Source organism: Staphylococcus sp. 11007852 (assembly GCF_011394325.1).
GTDB classification, from domain to species: Bacteria; Bacillota; Bacilli; order Staphylococcales; family Staphylococcaceae; genus Staphylococcus; species Staphylococcus agnetis.
The window spans coordinates 41,921-65,291 of record NZ_JAANBJ010000027.1; the positions used below are offsets into that span (position 1 = coordinate 41,921).

At 34.9% G+C, this 23,371-nt stretch carries 23 protein-coding genes; 21 read left to right on the plus strand and 2 right to left on the minus strand.

The window, feature by feature from the left end; translation table 11 throughout:
• Positions 1–8 precede the first annotated feature (8 nt).
• From G8Y85_RS08430 to G8Y85_RS08510, 17 genes are all read left to right on the plus strand, one after another.
• Positions 9–2,672, plus strand: a complete 2,664-nt coding sequence (locus tag G8Y85_RS08430; RefSeq protein ID WP_165805693.1) for a peptidase G2 autoproteolytic cleavage domain-containing protein — start codon at positions 9–11, stop codon at positions 2,670–2,672.
• On the plus strand, positions 2,672–4,213 hold the full coding sequence (locus G8Y85_RS08435) for a BppU family phage baseplate upper protein (protein WP_165805694.1): 1,542 nt from the start codon (positions 2,672–2,674) through the stop codon (positions 4,211–4,213). Before G8Y85_RS08430 ends, G8Y85_RS08435 begins: the two co-directional genes overlap by 1 nt.
• A 1-nt stretch (position 4,214) precedes the next feature.
• Positions 4,215–4,565, plus strand: a complete 351-nt coding sequence (locus tag G8Y85_RS08440; RefSeq protein WP_165805222.1) for a hypothetical protein — start codon at positions 4,215–4,217, stop codon at positions 4,563–4,565.
• On the plus strand, positions 4,562–4,699 hold the full coding sequence (locus tag G8Y85_RS08445; RefSeq protein WP_103346112.1) for an XkdX family protein: 138 nt from the start codon (positions 4,562–4,564) through the stop codon (positions 4,697–4,699). Before G8Y85_RS08440 ends, G8Y85_RS08445 begins: the two co-directional genes overlap by 4 nt.
• A 25-nt stretch (positions 4,700–4,724) precedes the next feature.
• The gene (locus G8Y85_RS08450) at positions 4,725–5,024 is read left to right on the plus strand and encodes a DUF2951 family protein (RefSeq protein ID WP_103346113.1); all 300 of its coding nucleotides are present in this window, start codon (positions 4,725–4,727) and stop codon (positions 5,022–5,024) included.
• Positions 5,025–5,151: 127 nt separating this feature from the next.
• Complete coding sequence (locus tag G8Y85_RS08455; RefSeq protein WP_165805695.1) at positions 5,152–7,059, plus strand: glucosaminidase domain-containing protein; 1,908 nt, start codon at positions 5,152–5,154, stop codon at positions 7,057–7,059.
• A 15-nt stretch (positions 7,060–7,074) separates the two neighbouring features.
• Positions 7,075–9,801 (plus strand): BppU family phage baseplate upper protein, encoded by a 2,727-nt coding sequence (locus G8Y85_RS12490; RefSeq protein WP_165805696.1) that lies wholly within the window; start codon positions 7,075–7,077, stop codon positions 9,799–9,801.
• 45 nt (positions 9,802–9,846) lie between these two features.
• Positions 9,847–10,143, plus strand: a complete 297-nt coding sequence (locus G8Y85_RS08465; protein WP_103346116.1) for a phage holin — start codon at positions 9,847–9,849, stop codon at positions 10,141–10,143.
• A gap of 25 nt (positions 10,144–10,168) precedes the next feature.
• The gene (locus G8Y85_RS08470; RefSeq protein ID WP_165805697.1) at positions 10,169–11,557 is read left to right on the plus strand and encodes an N-acetylmuramoyl-L-alanine amidase; all 1,389 of its coding nucleotides are present in this window, start codon (positions 10,169–10,171) and stop codon (positions 11,555–11,557) included.
• Positions 11,558–11,918: 361 nt separating this feature from the next.
• Positions 11,919–12,233, plus strand: a complete 315-nt coding sequence (locus G8Y85_RS08475; protein ID WP_165805698.1) for a DUF3467 domain-containing protein — start codon at positions 11,919–11,921, stop codon at positions 12,231–12,233.
• Between the two features lie 124 nt (positions 12,234–12,357).
• Positions 12,358–12,573, plus strand: a complete 216-nt coding sequence (locus tag G8Y85_RS08480) for a hypothetical protein (protein ID WP_165805666.1) — start codon at positions 12,358–12,360, stop codon at positions 12,571–12,573.
• 115 nt (positions 12,574–12,688) lie between these two features.
• Positions 12,689–12,916, plus strand: coding sequence for a hypothetical protein (locus tag G8Y85_RS08485; protein ID WP_165805699.1), 228 nt, complete (start codon positions 12,689–12,691; stop codon positions 12,914–12,916).
• A gap of 1,127 nt (positions 12,917–14,043) precedes the next feature.
• Positions 14,044–14,907, plus strand: a complete 864-nt coding sequence (locus G8Y85_RS08490; protein WP_165805700.1) for a PrsW family glutamic-type intramembrane protease — start codon at positions 14,044–14,046, stop codon at positions 14,905–14,907.
• Between the two features lie 826 nt (positions 14,908–15,733).
• A complete protein-coding gene (locus G8Y85_RS08495) occupies positions 15,734–16,459 on the plus strand; it encodes a PrsW family glutamic-type intramembrane protease (RefSeq protein WP_210433361.1) in 726 nt (241 codons plus the stop codon).
• Between the two features lie 562 nt (positions 16,460–17,021).
• Entirely contained in the window at positions 17,022–17,567 is a 546-nt protein-coding gene (gene amaP / locus G8Y85_RS08500) for an alkaline shock response membrane anchor protein AmaP (RefSeq protein ID WP_060551309.1), read from the plus strand.
• 20 nt (positions 17,568–17,587) lie between these two features.
• Positions 17,588–17,830, plus strand: coding sequence for a DUF2273 domain-containing protein (locus G8Y85_RS08505; RefSeq protein WP_060551308.1), 243 nt, complete (start codon positions 17,588–17,590; stop codon positions 17,828–17,830).
• Between the two features lie 45 nt (positions 17,831–17,875).
• Positions 17,876–18,367, plus strand: a complete 492-nt coding sequence (locus G8Y85_RS08510; RefSeq protein ID WP_039645142.1) for an Asp23/Gls24 family envelope stress response protein — start codon at positions 17,876–17,878, stop codon at positions 18,365–18,367.
• 507 nt (positions 18,368–18,874) lie between these two features.
• On the opposite strand, the gene G8Y85_RS08515 is transcribed toward G8Y85_RS08510, so the two are convergent.
• Entirely contained in the window at positions 18,875–19,168 is a 294-nt protein-coding gene (locus G8Y85_RS08515; protein ID WP_060551306.1) for a hypothetical protein, read from the minus strand.
• Between the two features lie 276 nt (positions 19,169–19,444).
• Here G8Y85_RS08515 and menE point away from each other — a divergent pair, with 276 nt between their 5' ends.
• Both menE and menC read left to right on the plus strand, forming a co-directional pair.
• Entirely contained in the window at positions 19,445–20,851 is a 1,407-nt protein-coding gene (gene menE / locus G8Y85_RS08520; protein ID WP_103345179.1) for an o-succinylbenzoate--CoA ligase, read from the plus strand.
• A complete protein-coding gene (menC, locus tag G8Y85_RS08525) occupies positions 20,848–21,837 on the plus strand; it encodes an o-succinylbenzoate synthase (protein ID WP_107401574.1) in 990 nt (329 codons plus the stop codon). Before menE ends, menC begins: the two co-directional genes overlap by 4 nt.
• On the opposite strand, the gene yidD is transcribed toward menC, so the two are convergent.
• On the minus strand, positions 21,834–22,064 hold the full coding sequence (yidD, locus tag G8Y85_RS08530) for a membrane protein insertion efficiency factor YidD (protein WP_107387001.1): 231 nt from the start codon (positions 22,062–22,064) through the stop codon (positions 21,834–21,836). The two genes, menC and yidD, sit on opposite strands and share 4 nt — an antisense overlap.
• Before the next feature lie 62 nt (positions 22,065–22,126).
• On the opposite strand from yidD, the gene ytkD reads away from it, so the two are divergent.
• Both ytkD and G8Y85_RS08540 read left to right on the plus strand, forming a co-directional pair.
• Positions 22,127–22,597 (plus strand): RNA deprotection pyrophosphohydrolase, encoded by a 471-nt coding sequence (gene ytkD / locus G8Y85_RS08535; protein WP_107371213.1) that lies wholly within the window; start codon positions 22,127–22,129, stop codon positions 22,595–22,597.
• Positions 22,578–23,363, plus strand: a complete 786-nt coding sequence (locus tag G8Y85_RS08540) for an alpha/beta hydrolase family protein (RefSeq protein WP_060551302.1) — start codon at positions 22,578–22,580, stop codon at positions 23,361–23,363. The genes ytkD and G8Y85_RS08540 overlap by 20 nt, the downstream gene beginning before the upstream one ends.
• The last annotated feature ends 8 nt before the right edge of the window (positions 23,364–23,371 follow it).

Sequence of the window (23,371 nt, forward strand, 5' to 3'; positions counted from 1 at the left end):
GGTATACAATGCCGATAAACTTAATAAAGAAGTTTCATTCTTTGTTCGGAGATAAGTTTTTATCCCAACAAGAAAGTAATGCGGAAGATATTGAAGTTGCTTTAAACAAGAATGAAAAGTATAAAAACTACCACGAAAAAGAACAGGCCACTTCACACACAAGTAATCAGATTTTACACACCTTAGCTGACGGTACAACAAACAAGACCTCAGACGAATTGAAGTATCAACGTAAACAGATAGAAGCACTTGTGCTAGGGCATAATGGCGATGGGATTCAAGAGTTGCGTGCAAGTCGTACAAGTATTGACGCACAAAATTTCGACAGTTTGAGTAGTCGTCTATATCACGACTTTTTAACCGAAAAGAATAACCGTGAAAAGTTACGTACTGAATTGCTTTCTAAAATCATGCGTGTAGTTAACGTTGATGATTATGGCGGTGATCCTACAGGCCAAAAGGATAGTACACAAGCTTTTTCTGACGCTTTAGCAGACGGTAACAGAATGGTAACTATGAGCGCTGGTACTTACTTGACTACTGGTATCAAAATGCCTAATAACTCTCGTTTAGTTGGACAAGGACCAGACATTACAACTATTAAATTTATGGATAACACGCCTGCTGAAAACATTGGTATTACAAATTTAAAAATGAGTGGCTATGCTAAGAATATTTCATTAGAAAATTTCAGCTTTAATGGTAATAAATTCCGTCAGAATAAGGCGTTAAAACCTGCTGGAGGGTCACGTTCAAGTAACATCCGACTTGCTGGTGTAACGAACGGATACGTCTATAATGTGAAGTCTTACGATGCATTATTGCACTGTATTGACGTCACATATGCCAGTGATGATTACTTCTACCAAGGTGACGGCAATCGCGTGCCAGAATCATTAGAAAGTAAGCACGTACACATTGATAATTGTGAGGTTTATGGTTGTGGAGATGACGGTATTACAACACACCATTCACGCTATTTAACAATCACAAACTGTTATGCACACACACCTACTGGCGGAGGTAATAACAACGGTATTGAAATCGATGATGGTTCACAATTTGTTTTCCTTTCAAACAACAAGACGGAAGGTAATTTTAGTGGTCTTGAAATCAAAGGTCATGCTGCAGTAAGTGCTGCACGTGGTGTCTTTGTTAACGGGCATGTGTCTATTGGGGATATCCGATCATACAACATAAGACATATTGGACATCACAGACCGGCTACAGACGCAAAAAGTAAAACTGCATTTGATGTGTCTTTAAACAATTGTTTAGCACTTTATCCATATTATAACGGTATATACGCTGGAACATCGCCTAGAGCATTATTGATTAGTGCTTATCGCAATGTAGCAGTGAATAACTTTACCGCTATTGGTGATAGTAGATTCGCTAAATTAGAAGGCGGTAAGATGGATTATACAATGCCAGCGATTGCAGTACAGTTTATGGCAGAGAATGTAATTTTGAACAACATCAATGTTACTGGATTCAAAGATGCTGGCGCAGATATCAAATTCTTTGGTGGTGCTAACAGAGGCAAACGGTTTGTAGTTAATAACGTTAACATTTGGAATTCATCAAATAAAATTGGTATTGCTAGCGGTGGCGGTATTTACGATTTAAAAATCACAAACGGTAATCTAACTGGTAATGGACCAGGCAACGGCATCGAGACTTACAATAACACAACGATTATTAGTGGTGTTACAGCCGATAACTATACAAACGCAGCAGTGATTGCGAAAGAAAAGTATAACGTTGTGCCTACTGTGGTTAAAGGTGGATTTACAGGTGGTTCAACAGGTTCTGCCGCAGTTAGTCCAGTGAGCGCTGTGTTAGCGTCAACAGGTAATTCAAGAGCTTACGATTCACGGAGTTATGTCATCGGAAGTGGTTATAACTCTAAAGCTTACGGATCTCGTTCAGGCGTGATTTCTTCCCTACAATCTGAAACAACTAAAGGTGGACACACACAGATTGTCATTAATAGTAACCGTGTTAAAGCGCCAGGTAACTACCATATTGTCGGTGGATATTCAGATAAGGGTGAAGCTTCCACAAGTAACATTAAATTTGATTTAAGTACTTATAGCGGTAATTTAACCCTTGCTGGTAAAATCACACAGAATAGTGCCGATATTGCCGAACTATTTGAATCACAAAATGGCAAAGCGATTGAATTAGGTACAGTTGTTACTTTAGATGGCGACAAGATACGTAAAGCTCAACCAAATGACGTGCCTATTGGGGTTATTTCGGGAACTGCTGCATTAGTAGCCAACGAAAAATCCTACCATCATAAAGACAGATTCCTCAAAAATGAGTACGGTGTTACTGTGACTGAACACAAGCAAGTAAGTTATCTTGACGATGAAGGGCATGAGCAATTTGAATGGCGTGATGTACCAGTTGAGAATCCTGATTACGACCCGTCAATCGAATATATGTCGCGTTCTGAACGTCCTGAATGGAATACAGTAGGTTTACTCGGTCAAATCTATACAAACGTCGAAAAAGACGTTGTAGCAGGCGATTTAATTAATGGTCGTGCTGGAATTGGATATAAAGACAATGTAAATGGTAAAGGTCGTGTCATGAAGATCACAACGCCATACGATGACAAAAAAGGTTTTGGCATTGCATTAGTATTGTGGGGTGTTAATTAGTGGAATTACAAAAAGTAGGCAAGATTAATTTAGAAGAAGAACCGTATTTAAAGCCGATATACGACAGGGGTATTGGCTTTTACAATTTAGATAAGAATACTGCGCAATTTCAGTTTGTAGTATCTAAAGACGACAAACCTCTTCTTATTTCAGACAAAAACGTTAAAGGGTACGCCTTCTTTAAAGGACAGTCTGTAGATGGAGAAAGACCTTCAACATCAGGCGTCTTAGATTTAGAATTCATTGACCCTATGCGTGGATTAGTCGGCGTAACAGTCCCTCAATGGTTTTTGAAGAACGTCACTAATTCGACAGTTCTAGGCGAAGTGTATTTATCCTTAAATGATGCTAGCAACAACGACAAAGACGACACAGTAGTATTAGGCACATTCTCATTCCAAGTACGTGATAGCTTAGTTAACCAAATCGAAAGTGATATAAAAGTTAGCTACATTCGTATGTTTGATGACTTGAGAGAAGTTCTAGAAAAGAAAGTCGAACAAGTTAAACAAGATGTGGGCAGTTTAACTAGCCTAGTTGATTTAGTTAAACAAACTGTACAAGATGCTTTAAGCAAAATTGAACTCAGTCAATCTAAAACTTTAAAAGATTTGGAAGATGCTAAAAATAATGCTACAGAAGATGTTGTTAATAGTCGTGATGATGCGTTACGCCAAATCGACTCGAAGCGTAGCGAAGTGAATTCTAGTTACGATTTAAACAAATCTGCTTTTGAGGAAACTGTAAAACAGCATGTAAGTGAGTTTGATAACAAAACGCAAGCTGCCAACGAAACTATCGATTCTAAAGTAGCTGATTTCAATTCCGCATTGAATAATGATGGGTTTGTAAAACCAATACAGTTAGACGGTAAATTAAATGAGTTGCAGTGGCAAAAGTTTAGATTGACGCCAGATAACGGAAATCTAACGTTTGCAACGCAATTTGATTTTAATGATTTAGATAATGCGCTAAATCAGAATCCGTATTTAAACTTTATTGTATCAAATGCGGTTAATACTCCAAATAACCTAAATAATTATGGTGTTATGACAAATATCGGTGTAGGCAACTATAGATTATTAACGTATTACCCTTACAATTCTCCTGACAAATTTATCACTAATATTAAATGGGGCGGCGTATGGCAAGGTTGGAAACAAAATTTAATCCCTACTGATACTGGTTGGATTGAATTCACTTTATTAAATGGCGCTACTTCTAACGCAGCGTTTAATAGTGATGGCGAAGAAACAGGGTTCAAATGTGCTTATCGAAAAGTAACAGAAGGGTCAGTTACAACTAATTATTTAAGATTAAATGGATCCAATGTTACAAGTGGGCAAATCATTGCGCAATTACCACCAACATTTACGAAATACTCGCAATCCTTCCCTGTAAGGGTTCCAGTATCTAGTGTGTTTGCGGGTGGATATGTGACTATACGTCCTAGTGGAGAAGTAAGGTTTTACGTTAACGGTGATACAAATGGTTGGCGTTCAAATAGCTATTTTTACGGCGAAATGAGATGGAGTGATTAAATTGGAAATCGAAAAAGTAGTTTATAACGTGCATAATGGACAACCTTTTTTAGTTGTTAAGAATGAAGAAGGAGAAAATGTTTATCCTGAATTTGAATATACAGAAGTACCCGTTCCGGAAGGTGTGTATTTACCTGCCTTTTTTGATGTTTATAAAAATCAATGGATTGGATCAACAAAAGAAGAATTTGAAAAGACACTGCCGAAAGAGACTAGTGTTAATAAAGACTTGTTAATTAGTCAATTAACGATAAAGGTGGCTGCGCAAGAGAGCGAAATGACACAATTGAAATCTTTAATAGGCAATCTTACTTTAGAAGTTGCGCAATTAAAAGGAGGGGCTATGGGATGAGTGTAGAAGGGCTAAAGTATTTGTACGATGAAAATTTATACACAAACGATCAATTTAAAATATTTGTCGTTTGTAAATGGATTACAGCCGAAGAATATAAAACTATTACAGGGGTGGAGTATCAAGTGCTGTAGATAATAAAACAAAGTAGGTGGCGTAGTGTTTGGCTTTATCAAACGACGTGAGCATGAATGGCGCATTATGCGTTTAGAAGAAAATGATAAGACTACGTTTGAAAAGCTTGACAGAATCGAACAGAGTCTTAGAGCGCAAGAAAAAGTCGGGGATAAACTCGACAGAACTCTTGATGAAATGAAACGCAATCGAGAAGAAGAAGAAAAGAATAAAGAAAAAAATGCTAAAAATATCAGAGATATAAAAATGTGGATTCTCGGATTAATCGGTACTATCTTAAGTACGATTGTTATTGCAGTATTGCGGACGATTTTTGGCATATAAGGGAGGTGAGCACCATGCTATTTGGATACAGTTTTTGGGCATGTTTTTGGTTTGGCAGATGTAAATAATTAAGTGAAAGTCGGCGCTTCGGTGTCGGCTTTTTATTATGCAGAAAAGAGGTGCATAAATGGGATTACCTAATCCACGAAAAAGAAAGCCTACTGCCAGTGAAGTTGCAGTATGGGCTAAATTTAGAATAGGTAAACGACTTGATATTGATAGACGGTTGGGGCCACAATGTTGGGATTTGCCAAACTATATATTCAGAACATATTGGGGGTTTATAACTTGGGGCAACGCTATGCATATGGCTTATTATAAATACCCCAAAGGTTTTAAATTCATCAGATATACAAGAGGATTTGTGCCTAAACCAGGTGACATAGCAGTTTGGCATCCAGGTTCAGGTATTGGATACGCTGGTCATACTGCAATAGTTGTTGGCCCATCTGATGAAAATAGATTTACAAGCGTTGATCAAAACTGGTATCATCCAGAACGTCCGCCTAATTACAACGCGGGTAGTGCGGCGAGTTTAGAAAAACATGACTATGTCAGTGTTACAGGCTTTGTACGTCCAGCATATCATCCTGAACCTACAGACCCTAAATCGCCGACAGATATAAAACCTAATGTTAAACCTAATGAAAATAACAAACGTACTTCCACAGGTGAGGAGAAAAAGCCTCAGTTCAAAGAAATCAAAAAAGTACAGTATACATCTTTCGCTAGTATTTTAGATCAAAAATTAGAATACATCGACCACAGAGTAGCTTATGGCAATATGCAACCTAAACCGCAAGGAATATACATTAAAGAATCATCGCATATGCGCTCTGTAGAAGAGCTTTATTTACAACGTAACAAATATATCGAAGAAGGAGAATACCCTCATGTGTATGTCGATAGAGAGCGTGTATGGACGCCTAGGGCATATGACAGAGAAGCTCCGCAATATCCTGGTTGGTTAGTTATCGAAGTTTGTGGGGGTCAAACAGAAGGTAAACGACAATTCATGTTAAATCAAATCAGAGCGTTGATTTACGGAGTGTGGATGTTAGGTTGGACGGATTTAAAATTGTCACGTAGTAGCTTGAAAGTAGACCCTAATATTTGGCGGACTATGAAAGAGTTAATTAATTACGACCTAATCAAAAACGGTATACCTGACCAAAGTAAGTATGATGAAGTCGAGAAAAAAGTTATTGAAATGTACCTCAATAAAGATAAGTTAATGAGCGAAACTATTACAACAGTAACCACTAAGATGAAGATAAAGATAAAAGGTAATACAACAGTTGATACACCTACAGCATCTTCTAATGGTGTTAAAATACCTACAGCTCCAACGCCACAAATTGTAGTCGAGAGAAGTCCTTTTACTTTCCAACAAGCGTTAGATAGACAAATGGCACGAGGAGGCCCTCAAAAATCATACAGTTGGGGTTGGGGTGCTGCGTCACGTTCTGAAACTAGCAAATATATGAATCCTAATACGATTTGGAACAATAGTACACAACGCTATCAAATGTTGAATCTAGGTAAGTATCAAGGTATTTCTATTGATAAATTGAATGTGATATTAAAAGACAAAGGTACTTTATCTGGAGAAGGAAAAGCTTTTGCGGAAGGGTGTAAAAAATACAACATCAATGAGATTTATCTAATTGCACATGCATTATTAGAAAGTGGTAATGGACGTTCTTATTTTGCAAGTGGTAGCGCAGGAGTATATAACTATTTCGGTATTGGAGCCTTTGACAATAATCCTAATAACGCCATACCATTTGCGCGCAGTAGAGGTTGGACTTCTCCAGCAAAAGCCATCATAGGTGGAGCTAAATTCGTAAGACAGGATTATATCGATAAAGGACAAAACACATTGTACCGGATGCGATGGAACCCTAAAAATCCTGCAACGCATCAGTATGCAACTGCTATTGAATGGTGCGAACATCAAGCAAGCAATATCAGCACTTTTTATAAACGTATCGGTTTAAAAGGACAATATTATATACAAGATAAATACAAGTAAGGATGTGGATAAACTGTGTATAAAATAGCTCAAGTAAACACTAGTATAAATACCCAAAACGTATCGATTGGTAATATCGGTACTCGTTTTTATACAGAAGATGAGAATACCGCTATTGTTAGAGTTAGGATTAATTACGAAGGTAGTCCGGTTGATCTAACTCAAACAAAAATGAAACCCAAATTAGATTTATTTTTAGAAGATGGATCAATTTTTATGAACGAACAAGTTGATTTAATAATGCCACACAGCGGTTTAATACAATATAACGTTCCTGTAAAAGTAATTAAACACATTGGCGTGGTGGATTGCAAATTATTTTTAGAAGATGATATACAGTCAATCCATGTAGCTAATTTTTCTTTTGAAATTGTAGATAGTGGTATTGAAGATGTAGTTCAGAAAGAAATATCTGTAACCCTTGTAGATGACACTGTCCGCCGTATTGTAAAAGAGAACGCTATTCAACTTTTAGGCGACGACTTCGAATCACGCCTTAATATTGATGTAATAGAACACCTTAATAGCAATCCTGATATGTTTAAAGGTGTTAAAGGAGATAAAGGAGAAACTGGAGCCACTGGACCTAAAGGCGACAAAGGAGACGCTGGAGAGCAAGGTAAACAGGGAATACAAGGTATCAAAGGTGATACAGGAGAAACGGGCCCTATTGGTGCAACTGGCCCTCAAGGTCCTCAAGGCGAACGTGGGGAACAAGGTCCTCCCGGTCCGAAAGGTGACGAGGGTATCATACGTTTTGAAAACCTTACGGAAGAACAACAAAACTTGTTAAAAGGTGCGCCAGGTGAATCGATTATTAACGATAAAGCTGTTACACACAATAAAACAGACTTTATTACTACAGGAAAAAATATATTTAATCCGTATAATTTGTTATCTGGTAAACTACTGTCCTACACAACGGGATTGTTATCAGATAACAACACCTATGTAACAAGTGATTTTATACCAGTTGAATCATCAACAGAATATACACAAAGTCATAGTGATATTATTGTGTTTTATGACAACAACAAACAGTTTATTAGTGGACTATCACGTGTTACACCAACAACTACACGTACATTTACAACACCTAGCAACACTAAATTTATTCGAACAACAACCATCAATGAGGGTGTGGGTGGTACATACACTTACAAAGGCTATCAAATCGAAAAAGGTGGAGTTTCTACATCTTATGAACAGTTCAAATATTATCTGAACGGACTAGTTGTTGAGTTACGTGACAATGTAGTTAAGAATAACAATATTGCGGATTCTAATGTAGGGATTGAGAAGTTAAACTTCATTAAATCTTCTCAAAATATGTTCAATCCAAACAAAGTGACGAATGGCGTATACATCAACCCTACAACTGGTGCATTATCATCTAACACTAGTTATTCAGCTAGTGACTTTATCCCGTTGAGTGATAGTGCAGAGTACATCAAGAATAATACATTGAACCTATACGCTTTTTACGATGTAAACGGTAACTTCATCAAGACAACAACAACATCTACTAACCAAATTACAAAGCCAACGAATGCACAGTTTGTAAGAATATCCACTTTAACAACCGCCGTTGGAAGTACAATGTTAGTTGCAGGGACATCGTTACCTAGTCAATTTGTACCGTATAAGAAGTATATTCCGTCTGATTACTTAGAGTTATCAAATGTACAAGTTAAACAAGATATTACCGATGTTTACGGTAAATTTAATTTAAAAAATTACACAGCAGAGGCTAGTAAACAAAGTAATCCCGATGTAAATCAAAGATTAGAGATTGCGTTTATCGGGGACAGTTGGGTACAAGGCGGAGAATTTAGACAAGGCGATAGATTGACTTTGCCATTACGTGAGAGAATGAAAAAGGTATATGGTGATGGTGGTATCGGTTTTATATCTTTCCAAAACCTCTTTGTGGGTGCTGGTGCGGTAACCGTTGGCAAGACAGGTAACTGGGTTGAACGAAATAAAGGTACAGATGTTAGTGGGTTGGCTATTGAGGAAGTGGAAAGTACAACCCCTGATGACAGTATTAAAGTTACTTTCAGTGAAGATGTTGACTTTTACGAGATTCACACACAAAGCGGTAATACTGGTACATGGAAGTATAATGTAGACGGCGGGGATTGGACGACAGTTGATGCTAGTCAAGAAGTGACGCCAATTTCAATGACGCTAGGTAAACACACTATTAATATTGTACATGTATCAGGCACAACGACTTTCATTGGATCATACGCATATAAAGGTAACAAAGGTGTAGTTATTCACAAGATTGGTAACGGTGGTAGTACCGCTAAACACTATATTGACGTTGACCGCACTAACTACATCAACCAACTTAAACGTTGCCGTGCGAACACATTTGGAATCTTATTAGGCACTAATGATATGGCGCAAAGTGTATCATTGAGTGATTACGAAAGCCAAATGAAAGAGTTGATAGGACGTATTAAAGAAGCTAAACCAAACGCTAGCATCTTCTTAATCGCACCTAGTGGCAATAAGCATGACGGTACTAAATTAAATACTATTGAAGATTATAGCGACACACAATTAAAGATTGCTAAGGATTTACAGTTAGGACATGTTAGTTTAGTACGTGCATTAGGTAACTTTGCTACAACTAACGCCAATGGATTGATGTATTCAGACGGCGTACACCCTAACAGAGATGGTGGTTACGCAATTTCAAATGTAGTTTATGACAGATTATTAAGATTATAAGTCGACCTTTCCTGGTCGGCTTTTTAATTTAAGGAGATGAATTGAATGGATATTAAAGTAGTAGCACGTTATATTGTTTTATTATTAGCTTTAGTCAATCAGTATTTAACAACAAAAGGTATCAACCCTTTGCCAGTGATTAGCGAGGAGGATATATCTTCTTTATTAATGACAGTCATGGGCTTGTATATGGCGTACAAAAACAACCCGAACACTAAAGAGGCGCAATGGGCTAATCAGAAAATGAAAAAGTACAAAGCTGAACAAAAGTATATTAAAGCAACTGGTGCTATGCCTCAAAAAGACATTGTCGAACCAGTTGAAATCGAGGAGAACCTTTAAGGGTTCTTTTTTTTGAGGTGATAATATGAGAACTTTAGATGAGGCTATAAAATGGCTTAACAACTCTGTAGGTAAGCAATACGACTTTGATGGTGCTTACGGTTACCAATGTTACGACTATGTTAATGCGTATTTTAACTATATGACTGGATTAAGACTAAGTGGGATGTACGCTAAAAACATTCATACAGACAATGCATCAGTTTTAAATAATATCGCAACTGTACATGAGAATACACCTAACTTTCTACCTTTACCTGGTGACATTGTAATATTCAATGGACGATATGGTGGCGGGTGTGGTCATGTAGCAGTAGTGACTCAAGCGACATTAAATAGTTTCGAAGTGATTGAGCAGAACTGGCAAGGTGGAGGATATGTAAATGGACGTCCAGGTTGGGAAACTGCGACAAGACGTTGGCACCAATATGACAATCCGATGTGGTTTATTCGTTTAAATTATGCGGGGAAGAAATCCATCAAGAATGTCCTACTGTCGAAGCAACCTAACCCTAAAAAGCTTAAAATAGCTTTAGTGCCAGGACATGGCTATGCAGATCCAGGCGCAACAGGTAATGGGGCTAATGAACGTGATTTTATACGTAAGAACATCGTGCCAAATGTCGCCAAGTATCTACGAACAGCAGGACATGATGTTTATTTGTACGGTGGGTCTAACATGTCGCAAGATATGTATCAAGACACTGCATATGGTCAGCGTCTAGGTAATAAAAAAGATTATGGTTTATACTGGCTTAAGCACAACCAGAATCCTGATGTAGTTGTTGAGTTTCATTTAGACTGGTCAGGTGGAGGTGCTAGTGGTGGGCATGTCATTATTTCAAATAAGTTTAATGCAGACACAATAGACAATGGCATACAGTCTGTCATTAAGTCTAATTTGGGTCAAATTCGAGGTGTGACGCCACGTAATGACTTGTTGAATGTCAATGTATCAGCAGAGTTAAATGTCAATTATAGGCTTGCTGAACTAGGTTTTATCACTAACAAGAGTGATATGGATTATATCAAGAGAAATATTGATAAATATTGTCGTGAGATAGCTGGGGCTATACACGGTAAACCTATCGGCGGTACGTTAGCGGGTAAAACACAAGTTAATCGTATATCTTGGGGGTTAAGTGGAACATTCTATCCAGACAGAGCGATTAAAGTCCGACGCCAAGCAGGATTAAATGGCGAAGTGGTTGACCAAGCGTCTTGGCTATATAGTAAAGATGACTGGGTTAAGTTTGATCAAGTGATTAAAAAAGATGGTTACTGGTGGATAAGATTTAAATACCAGGCACCAGGGGCAAGTAAAGCCTATTTCTATTGTGCTGTATGTAAAATCACAGATAAGGAAGAAAAAATAAAGAATGAAAAGTATTGGGGAAATATTAAGTGGTTATGAGTTGATTTACAAAATATGTATATGTTAAATTATTTTTAGGCATATTCCCTTATGCTCAAATTATAACCTTGTGTCTTGTATGTAATGTTTAAAAATTGGGACGGTCTTAATTGACCGTCTTTTTTATTTGTGATAAATTCTTTCTAAGGTTTGCTAAAAACCTTATATCCGTACATCTAAGTACCTGAGAGTAGCCCTTGAGGCTGCTCTTTTTCTATGTTATCTTATTTACGTGGTTGTTTTACACGTAAATATAAGTGCAATTTTTTAGGCTAACCGTAATGGTTGGCCAGTTTTTTTGTTTGGAGCACTTTTTATTTAAATTATTTAATAGTATAATTAGCGTAAAGGGGGAAGTCAAATGGGTATATCGTATAATGGTATTGATTATGAGAGGAATTCAGAACAGTTAACGGGAATAGACCCTTATATTTTTTACACTAATTCTTTAGAAATGAGAACTAGTATTACAGATTTTATGATTAACTTTACACAACACACTCCTAATGGCTTTGTAGAAAACAAAAATGTAATGATGAGTCCTAGCTTAGCTAAGCAATTAAAAAATGCACTTGATGAAGCTATTAATCAATATGAAGATATTCATGGAGAAATTAAAGACATAGATACTCTTCAAAAAGAGTTTGATGAAGTGATAAAAGATGACACACACTAAAACTTTTCCAATAAATACTCATCCAAAGTTTTCTAAAGGAACTAGAATAAATTCTGATCCAAATTATTTGGGCTCATATGCAATTAGGGGTAATGGGAATTTACTCATTTCGGAGGTGGATACAATGTCAATTGATTATATTACACGTCCAGAATTTGAACAATTTGAAAAACGCTTAGATTCGAAATTTGAAAACATAGAATTAAGTATAGATAATGCAGTAAAGAATTTAAGAGAAGAAATCAAACACGAGAAAGTAACTACTAAACGATTTTGGATAGGTATAACAATACCAGCAGTTATAAGTGTTATAGGTATTTTGGTTAACATTTTTGTGTAATCAATAAAATTAAATACATCAAAGAAAAGTATTTAATGAAAATTGTGAATTTTTACACTTGTCGTTGAACTACTATATTTTATAAATACGATGCCTTGGATGGGGGAGGGTTAATATGGATGGAAAAAATCAAAGAATAAAAGTTGTGTTGAAAAATGGAGAACACTTTTTTATTAATGAAACTATTTCTGATATAGGTAGTAAAGAACAACGTGAAAAAGCTTTTGAAAAATACATTAAGAGTTTTGATGACTTAAGTGCTATCAAAATATATGAATATTCAGGAATAGATATTGATCACATAAAATTTGTGGATGAATCAGAAGGTAAAATAGGTTACTAAAAACTAACTATTATTTATAAAAGAAACTATACACTAGTGATACGTGATTTTCATACTAAAATAAATATAATTTCATGAAAATGATTTGTGAAAAAAATAGGGAATGTATTCAAGGCAACTGTTTCGACGGTTGCCTATCTTAATATTAATTACGCCTTTATGTTTTAAAAGTACAAATCAGTGGTAAAAACAAACATAACTCATGCTGGGTTATATTTACTGACATTAGAGTCGTAATTTAATACGGCTCTTTATTTATGTTTTAGAAATCAGTGAATGGGTAAAATTAAGTATCTTGTGGTCAATCACTTATAAAATTCTCTCTCATCATTAAAGCGACCTGTAAAAGGGTCGCTTTTTATGTTGCACGTGTCAATCACGTGTCAAAATAGTTTTGTTTTGTTAGTTTTAGATAAAAAGTTAATCACTAAAAATACCGTAGTTATACGGTTTTAGATAATGGTAGGGAATATCAATTGTCCCTCACTCTCCGTTAATTATTTATATTTCGTAAATCTACCGTTGTATCACGTAATCACAAACGTTGATATGACGGTTTTTTGCTGTTTCTAGTTGTCTAATGTGAACATTGTATTAGATACGTAACGTCCAAGGGAACGGTTGTTCAATTAGTTGATCATTTAATGATTTACGTTTTACAGTATTCATAGTCAGTCATTTATGTAAAACAAAGATATAGTTAAGGTTTCAAGTTAAATCGTTCACTGTTATGATGGTCAAATTGAGAATGGCAACCTATTCTACGGCAAAACAAGTTTTGAGTATGCATTGCTAGTATGTCAGTCGTTAGCTTAAGGTTAACTTAGATTAACCACCAAAACCTTAATAATCTATTAAATATAAAAGGATTTAAAGTTTATTGGTATATAATATTATTAAAGGATTGATAGAATATCAAATGCGCATAAGGAGATTTTTAAAACAATAAGATGATTATTATAAACTGTGTGAGTAATTAGATGATAACTCTGATAGTGACGGTAGTTTAGAGGACTATGGTATTTCAAAATAAGTCTATACGATTTCGTCTTTTTGTAAGATTGTCTACCTATATGCAAAGTATTAATTTTGGTATTCAAAAAATTATGTATAGGAAGAGAAACATCATGAAAAAATTTTTGAAAAAATACAAATATCATGCACTTGTAATTTTTGCGGTGTGGAGCTTTATGTCTGGTTTTAAACTCTATTATACTAACTTTGGTAAGCCAAATGGTTTTGAAGAAAAGTATCCATTATTTTTACTTAATATTTCTCTTATCGCTATTTACGCAATTCCCTTGATACTATTGGCACGTTATTTAACAAAACGCTTTGAGATTTCTAAAAAAGTAGTGACGTTAAGTTGGATTATGGGTTTAACTGCCTCCCTTTATTTGTCCGGTATAGGCCATTTGATTGTTGCACTTTTTTGGATTAAAGTAATTAACCCACCACAATCTTTTATTAATCAATGGGGCGCTGCTGTATCAGGTCCATTTGCTGAAGAATTTGCTAAGGGGTTGACAGTTCTAATTATCTTACTGCTTTTCAAAAAAATGGATTTAAAACATGCGTTAGTCAGTGGTATGATAGTTGGCTTAAGTTTCCAAATAATTGAAGACTGTATTTTTACATTCAGAAACGTATTTGTAGCAAATGGTGAAGGTTTTGCAACTTTAATTGAACGTATTGTACATGCAGGCGGTACCCATTGGACATTCTCTATTTTATTTGCAGTGGGAATGGTAGCACTGATTGCTAAAAATACTGGATTTAGTAAAATACAAGGTGTTTTCTGGTTAATGATGGGTATTTTCGCGCATTTCTTAGTCAACTCACCGTTCAATGATGGCATTGATTCAAAAACTGGGGAAGTGACTGTATTAATTTTAACGTTTAACTTATGTTTAGCAATTGTAGCTATTAAATCAGTCGATAAAATTGAATCGAAAAGAACCGAAGACGCTTATTCTGAAAAAACAAATTAAAAATGAACATTGATCTACTGTAAATGTGATCTAAATAATAATACTGGAAAACAATATCAAATCCACCCGGGCAAGCGGGTGGTATTCATTTTTTATTAATCGAATAGGAGCTATAAGCAGTCAAAATAGGAGAGAGCAAAGTAATTAATTAAAGGGATAAGCAGGTAATCAATGGCATTGTGATAAAGTTGATGTAATCATGCATATCAATAACGAATGATGCTTTGTATTGGTTTATTCTAAATAATTAGAAGTAACGTATACCCTTATTTAAGAGGTTGCCCATTGAACCAAACCTCATGAAAATTTCTATTCTTTTGATTAAGTTTAATTTTTAACGAATAAAATGTATGGAAATGCCGAAAGAATTCATTGTGTTATCTCAAGGAGTATATTTGTTGCAAATCTTAAAAATACATTAATTTATAGACTATTTATAGTTTGTGTATATATAATATGGTTAATGAATTTATAGTAATACAATATTGCACTGGTGATGATTGGAAGTTAAAAGTCAAATTTTAAACGAAAATCATTTAGTATTCACGAAGTGTGTTATTGATGAGGGGACATTATATTACTTTGTACTGCTATGCGTAACATTTATTTACCTTCATCTTTTGCACGGGATAGAATTTAATCGTTGTGCCCTTGTATTATTCTAATTTATTCAAAATACTTATAGGAAAGGTACATCATGAAAAATTTATTTAACAAATACAAATATCATGCACTTATACTTTTTGCAATATGGAGTTTTTTCTCAGGTTGCAGAATCTTTTATGAGAGTTTTGGTAAACCGGATGGATTAGAAAACAAGTATCCGTTGTTTTTGCTCAATATTGCACTTATTGCAATATATGCAATACCATTAATTTTACTCACTCGATATTTAGCAAAACGCTTTGAAATTTCAAAAAGAGTAATTCATTTAAGTTGGGTTATGGCTTTAACTGTTTCTGTTTATTTTTCAGATATCGGCCATACAATTGTAGGCTATACAACAATTGTTATTTTAAAAGTTCCAAATGCGATTTTAGCAGATTGGGGAGCGGCTATTAGTGGTCCATTAGCTGAAGAATTTGGTAAAGGATTTACAGTTTTACTTGTACTGCTGATCCTAAAAAAAATGGATTTAAAAAATGCGTTAGTGAGCGGAATGATTATTGGTCTTGGTTTCCAAATTATCGAAGACTGTAATTTTACTTTCCAAGAGATATTTAAAGCTAAAGCTGACGGTTTTTCTCTACTTCTAGAACGTATTGCTTTTTCTGGAGGTACACATTGGGTATTTACACTAATATTTGCTATCGGTATCGTTGCTCTAATTGCTAAAGATACTGGCATATCGAAAGTACAAGGTTTAGTTTGGATGTTGGTAGCATATTTTGCGCACTTTATTTACAATACACCATTTAATGATGGTATAGGTTCTAGTACAGGTGATTTCACAGTTCTACTACTAACAATAAATTTATCGCTTGCACTTTTAGCATTCAAAACGGTGGACAAAATTGTGTCGCAACAAAAAGGACAACTACCGAATTTATAGTTTGTAATGAAAAGGAACAATTTCATTCTCGTGAAATAACTTAATATTTTTCATAGGTTCTATGCTTTTAGTGAGATGAGCGAATGCTTCATTGACTAATATAAGTATAGGACCTATTTTTAGCTCAATCACAAAATTTTTATCACTATCTCTCATGTTTTACGTCAACATTTGCACATTCTTTTGAGAATGATTCATCCGTTGTTGACTCATGTCACTTTCGTCTCTAGTTTCAAACATAACACCATTTTTAGTCTTATCCTATTCCAAAATCCACTAAATTGAAACTGCATTATACCTTTTTAAATTATGATATTTCATATAAAAGTGACTAAATAAAAAACCGATTTTTTTTATGTGAAGATTGCGAACACATTATGATGAATTTCTCGGTTTATCATTTTCAATTATATAATATTAAAAATGAATAATAAATTTTCAAATCAAGAAAGCATGACGTGGTATTGAATACTTTTAATAAATTTTATCATATTAGGTTTTTCATTATTTTTTCAAGGGTAGATTTAAGAGTAGTTAATGTTTTCAGGAGGTGAGAATAATAATGAAAAGATTGAAGAACTTTATTTTAGGCTTGTTGATTGTTGTGATTGTTGGTTTTCTATTATTTATGTACATAGATCATCAATCCATAAAACAATATCAAAATTATTTTTACCAATTCATTTGGTTTCAACCATTATTGATTGGATTGGCAGGGCTATTAATTTTAATCGGTTTAATATTATTCTTTAGCGCATTTAAACCGACGTATCGAAAACCAGGTTTATATAAAGATTATAGTGACGGTCATATTTATATTTCTCGTAAATCTATTGAAAATACAGTTTACGATACGTTGAAACAATATGATGATATCCGTCAACCTAACGTAATCTCTAAGCTTTATAATAAGAAGAATCATAGTTATATTGATATCAAAGTAGATTATTTAGTACCAACAAGTACAACAAATGTACAAACGCTCAATGAGAAAATTCGCAACGACATTAAAGAACGTGTGGAACACTTTGCGGAGATACCTGTGCGTACCCTTGAGATAAATATACGTGATCAACGAAAAAATTCAAATGAGCCACGTGTTGTATAGTTGTAAAAAGGAGGGTTTCCATGAATAATAATGAAAATCACCAATCACACCAAGCTACAGTTGATACGTTAGCGATTTTTTTTCGTGCATATCAATGGCGTATTATTGGCTTTTTCTTATTTCTAATTTTAGCTATTTTATTTATTACACTTGGTTTTTGGAAAACTATCCTAATAACCTTTTTGTGTTTAGTAGGAATAGGATTAGGGTATATTAAAGATTGTACACAAGATTTCTTGAATTTCATAAATAGACTTAGTTAGTTTAGATGAAAATATAAAAAATATTAATTAAAAGGAGTGTTTTAGATGGCTAATCAAAATTTCAAACAAGCTTATAATGAACAAACAGGTGTGAATGATAAAGTACGTGAAGAAAAAGAAAAAAACGCTCAAAGTGAACCACAATTCAAAAATAGTCTTACTTTCACAGATGAAGTAGTTGAAAAAATTGCTGGTATTGCTGCACGTGAAGTCAATGGTATTTTAGATATGAAAGGTGGTTTTGTAGACAGCATAAGTGGTTCGTTCTCAAATGGTAATAACGTCACTCAAGGTGTGAGTGCTGAGGTAGGTGAAAAGCAAGCAGCGGTTGATTTAAAAGTTATTTTGGAATACGGTGAATCAGCACCTAAAATTTTCCGTAAAGTGACTGAAATGATTAAAGAACAAGTCAAACATATGACTGGATTAGAAGTTGTAGAAGTAAACATGCAAGTAGATGATGTTATGACACGAAAAGAATGGCAACAAAAAAACGAGCGTAATAAACAAAACAATGAAAGTAAAAGCTTACAATAATATTGAAGGCGCACATACTTTAAGATAATGTGTGATGCGATAGCGGAACTGGGGCTCGTATGTCTCAGTTCTTTTTATGTATAAGGTGTTGTTAAAAAGATATATTAAAATTGTAATAATACATAACTATAAATGACTGAGACAAAACGATTTGGAAATATTGTGTTCTAAACCAACGTTTTTGCTCAAATCGCCCGCATCATTACGTAGACAGAAAGGGATGAGAAACACGTAATTTATAGGGTTACTATAGTAAGAGCATTCATGCCTTACAACCTTATTCACGCTTGAATAAAACGATGGCGTATGCAGTAACTAGTATACTGAATATTGCGTTACTAAAGTGTTTGAGGAGAACTTTAGCTTTAAATTAATATGCTCATTTGTAAACGAATAATACATACTTGTAACACCTTCAAAAGTCACTTGAAAAAGTGTTTTGAAGGTGATTGAACAGTGATTATTGTGGTCAATTTTGAATATATAAACGATTCATATAATAAATCATTAATCTACTAATGTTACAGCAGTAATATCATCTACGAAAATAAATAAATGCGCTAACGATGTGCTTTTATCTCCAGACACTAATGTGACATCTTTAAGATTAAAACCAATGGGTGATTTTAAATTCGCTTGAATGTCATTACTAATTTCTTTTAATTGTTGTTGAAATTTATCACTATGATCTGATGTATAAGGTTTACCAAATACAACATTACCTTTTAATGTAATTGCGAGTTTTAAATTGTTAGAAGCTGCTAAATCAATATAATTCTCTATGAGTGTTTTTTTCTCCATTTTTTCACCTCTATGTTTATTTTTAATACTTTACCCTATTCTGTAATTTGTAATGACATTATTCCAATTTTATTTACATCTTTAGTTAGCGTGGTATATTAGGTGTGATGTAGAGTTGTTTGCTAATTTTACACTTGTCTATATTAATATGTATGTGCTTAAAATGAATAGAAAGCACGCTTTATTAGTAATTGGTCAATATTTTGAGTCATTCTTATGCAAGTCATTAAAATTAGCATTATAATAGGTAATAGATAGTGGTTGGAGGTTTAATACATGGAACATTGGCTTGAAACACAAGCGCGTATAGCGCCAAATAAAATTGCGGTAGAGACGGATACGCGTGTATTAACATTTAAAGCGCTTTATGATCAAGCTGTGAAGCTAGGCGCACAGTTCAATCAACTTGAACGGTCACGTATAGGATTATATGTAAATAATTCAATTGAAGCCATCATATGTATTCATGCGGCTTGGCTGTATGGTATTGAAATCGTCATGATTAACCATCGTCTAACACGTCATGAAATTGAAAAACAACTGAATTCAATCAAAGTAAGAGATGTTATTACGACGTTGCCACTTGAGTTAGCGTCAGAATTTCATATTATGAACTATACAGCATTATGTTCTCATTCAACGACGAATGCTAGACGACAACCTCTTAACATGGAACGCATCGCATCGATTATGTTTACATCAGGTACAACTGGACCTCAAAAAGCAGTTCCGCAAACTTTCAAAAATCATCAAGCAAGTGCTCAAGCCTGTTATGAAACGTTGGGATTTTCAGATGAGTCAAGATGGCTAACAGTTTTACCTATTTATCACATATCGGGATTAAGTATCATTATTAGAAGTGTTTTGTATGGGTTTACAGTGTATTTAAAAGAAAAATTCGACGATGGAGCTATTTTAGCATGCATACAACATAAACACATTACACATCTTTCGCTTGTTCCGCAAACGTTAATTCGCTTAATGCAATCAGGGTTGAAAAAACCTTACACGCTTAAGAGAATTCTTCTTGGTGGTGCAAAATTAGATAGTACATTGATTACAAAAGCATTAGAATATCAGCTTCCAATTTACAACTCGTTTGGCATGACTGAAACATGTTCTCAATTTTTAACTGCATCACCAGCAATGTTGAATCAACGTCCTAACACGGTAGGATGTGTAAGTGCACAACAATGTATAAAAATTAAAGACGTGAATAGTGATGGGCATGGGGTGCTATTTGTTAAAGGTGATAATGTTATGAATGGCTATCTTTATCCTGAATCAATTAACGCTTCAATGTTTGACGAGGAAGGTTATTTTAACACTGGAGATATAGCAAGCATAGATGGTGACTATGTAACGATATATGACCGGCGAAAAGATTTAATCATTAGTGGTGGAGAAAATGTGTATCCTTTTGAAATTGAATCGAAAGCCAAATCACTAAAAGGTGTTAAAGATGCGATGTGTGTAGGGACACCAGATGATAAATGGGGTGCGGTGCCCGTATTATATATTGTGAGTGAACTCGGTGAAACTGTGATTCCTATTTTAGAAAACTATTTGAAAGAGCAACTTGCAAAATTTAAACTTCCAAAAGCGATTTATATAGTGGAAATGTTACCTTATACAAGTACTGGAAAATTACAACGTCAACATTTAGTAGAGGTAGAAAAATGAAATTCATAGACATTCATTTTTATAATTTTTCACCAAAATTCAAACAACCTATCATGACGCCTAAAACGACGATGACACAACGGAAAGCTCTTGTAATAGGTTTGGTTGATGAGCAAGGCAAAGAATGGTTTGGAGAAGCAAATGTATTTGAGACCAACTGGTATTATAAAGAAACAATTATCGATGTTAAACATGCCATTTCACAATGGTTTTGTTCAATTAAAAATCAAACATTTACGCGTTTTGAAGAAGTTATAGCTTGGTTAGATAAGTTAAATGATAAGCCAGCTGCACGTGCTACATTAATAATGGCAATATATCCGATATTTCATACACTACCTACTTTTAATGTGCCAACCGTTCAAACGATTAATGGGGACTTCAATGAAAGAGTTTTAAATTTGAATGACACTGCACGTCTAAAATTAAAGTGGTCTTCAGATATATTAGAACAAGTGCATATGATACGTACGATTTATCCTGATGTGCCAATGAGTATAGATGCCAATCAAACTTTGACTGAGGCAAATATTCCTACTTTAAATGCATTAGGGAAAGAAGAGATTGCATATATAGAGGAACCTTTTGAAGATTTAAGGTTGATGGGGGATAAAGGTATGCTGCCACCAATAGCGATTGACGAGTCTGCTACGTCATTAGAACGTATTTTACAACTAATTCATACGTATCCGATTTCAGTAGTGGTACTTAAACCATTTCGTCTTGGAGGCATCGATAGAGCATTAAGTGCTATGACATATTTGCAAGACAAAGGTTTAAAAGTCGTTATTGGTGGCATGTATGAAACGGCTTTAAGTCGTTATTTTACAGCCCTAATTAGTATTCATGGTGATTTTGCAGGAGATGTGACACCGCACGGCTATTACTTTGAACATGATTTATGTGAGACGTCAGGTCAACTTCAACAAGGTGAATTGAAATTTGAACCGCCTCAAATTGATCGTCAACTTTTAGAGCCATATTAGTGCTTTTTATCTTTTTTAAGAGGAACAGGATCAAAGCCGCCTTTATGTAGGGGATGGCATTTTAAAATACGTTTAACCCCTAACCACGTGCCTTTCAACGCACCATGAACCTGAATCGCTTCTATGGTATAGTTTGAGCATGTTGGATAAAATCTACACGATGGCGGTGTGAGTGGAGATATAAATTTTTGATAAAATCGTATAGGTAATATAAATAGTTGTCTCAAGCTTGGACCTCCTCTTATTATTTTAGCTTAATTTTAACACAGTTTGTAAAGGGGAAAAGGAATTGGAGTTTATTGACCAGAAAAATCAACATATTAAATTACGTTATTGCAAACCTAATGACCGACCTACGGGAGATCATGTGTTAGGTTTAACATTGTATCGTAATACAATGTTATTTACAAAGCATCGTCTGAGAGGCATAGAGTTCCCTGGGGGTAAGTGTGAAAAAGGAGAATCAACACTTCAGGCGTTAGCGAGGGAAATTTATGAGGAAACAGGTGGACATTTACAGACAGCTTACTATATTGCGCAATATACTGTAACAAATGCGCAACGGTCTTTCACAAAGGATGTTTATGTCTGTATTATAGATGCGATTGAGCCTAAAGTAGACTATTTTGAAACGCATGGCCCAATTCGTTTTCAATCTATTGAAGAGGTGCCTAAAGGTGATAAAAGTTTTTTGTTAGAAGACCCAGCCATTTTAAAATGTGTTGAGAGGATGACGGAGCTTGGATTTTACGACACGTAAGTTAATGCCTGCAGATATTCAAACACATGTTGTTGAAGAATTGTCTTATTACGTAGATGGTTTAATTGTAAAAGGGTTATGCCTCACACCCAAAAAATGTGTGAAACGTATTATTGTCTATTTAAGAGGTGGAAAAGGACAAGTGGGGCGCGTTCGTTTAGCGCGGTTGCTGCAATTTATTCAGCCCCATACACTCGTATTTGCGCCTTATTATAGAGGGAATAATGGCAGTGAAGGACGAGATGAATTCGCCGGCGAAGATTTAAATGATGTCGAGGTGGCAACAAGGATTTTAAAATCTCAATATCCGAAAGCTTATATCCATTTTATAGGTTTTTCGCGAGGTGGTATTCAAGGTTTATTAACTTTTCAACGTATTCCTGTGCATAGCTATATCATTTGGGGTGGTGTAAGTGACCTAAAATTAATGTTTGAAGAACGCGTAGATTTAAGAGACATGTTAAAGCGCATGATAGGTCATCCTCAAAAAGCAATAAAAGCATATGAAGCTCGGGATGCCTTAAAATTCATCGAGAAATCATCACCACCTGTACTCATTATTCATGGAGGCAAGGATCACCAAGTGGGGATTAAGCATGCCTATGTGTTAGAAGCACGACTTCAACAAAAAGATGTGATGTTCGACACATTGTATCAATTAGAAGAGGGACACGTCCCTAAGCCTAAAGCGATGCAAAAAGTTTTAGCATATATACAATCTTGGATGGAGACGATTGAAGAGAATAAAAAAAGCTGTGGTACATGAAAATCATG

Excerpts from the sequence above, each read along its gene's own strand:
- G8Y85_RS08430 (WP_165805693.1), top strand. The coding sequence starts at position 9 with ATGCCGATAAACTTAATAAAGAAGTTTCATTCTTTGTTCGGAGATAAG.
- G8Y85_RS08445 (WP_103346112.1), top strand. The coding sequence starts at position 4,562 with ATGAGTGTAGAAGGGCTAAAGTATTTGTACGATGAAAATTTATACACA.
- G8Y85_RS08455 (WP_165805695.1), top strand. The coding sequence starts at position 5,152 with ATGGGATTACCTAATCCACGAAAAAGAAAGCCTACTGCCAGTGAAGTT.
- G8Y85_RS08465 (WP_103346116.1), top strand. The coding sequence starts at position 9,847 with ATGGATATTAAAGTAGTAGCACGTTATATTGTTTTATTATTAGCTTTA.
- G8Y85_RS08470 (WP_165805697.1), top strand. The coding sequence starts at position 10,169 with ATGAGAACTTTAGATGAGGCTATAAAATGGCTTAACAACTCTGTAGGT.
- G8Y85_RS08475 (WP_165805698.1), top strand. The coding sequence starts at position 11,919 with ATGGGTATATCGTATAATGGTATTGATTATGAGAGGAATTCAGAACAG.
- G8Y85_RS08480 (WP_165805666.1), top strand. The coding sequence starts at position 12,358 with ATGTCAATTGATTATATTACACGTCCAGAATTTGAACAATTTGAAAAA.
- G8Y85_RS08485 (WP_165805699.1), top strand. The coding sequence starts at position 12,689 with ATGGATGGAAAAAATCAAAGAATAAAAGTTGTGTTGAAAAATGGAGAA.
- G8Y85_RS08490 (WP_165805700.1), top strand. The coding sequence starts at position 14,044 with ATGAAAAAATTTTTGAAAAAATACAAATATCATGCACTTGTAATTTTT.
- amaP (WP_060551309.1), top strand. The coding sequence starts at position 17,022 with ATGAAAAGATTGAAGAACTTTATTTTAGGCTTGTTGATTGTTGTGATT.
- G8Y85_RS08505 (WP_060551308.1), top strand. The coding sequence starts at position 17,588 with ATGAATAATAATGAAAATCACCAATCACACCAAGCTACAGTTGATACG.
- G8Y85_RS08510 (WP_039645142.1), top strand. The coding sequence starts at position 17,876 with ATGGCTAATCAAAATTTCAAACAAGCTTATAATGAACAAACAGGTGTG.
- G8Y85_RS08515 (WP_060551306.1), bottom strand. The coding sequence starts at position 19,168 with ATGGAGAAAAAAACACTCATAGAGAATTATATTGATTTAGCAGCTTCT.
- menE (WP_103345179.1), top strand. The coding sequence starts at position 19,445 with ATGGAACATTGGCTTGAAACACAAGCGCGTATAGCGCCAAATAAAATT.
- menC (WP_107401574.1), top strand. The coding sequence starts at position 20,848 with ATGAAATTCATAGACATTCATTTTTATAATTTTTCACCAAAATTCAAA.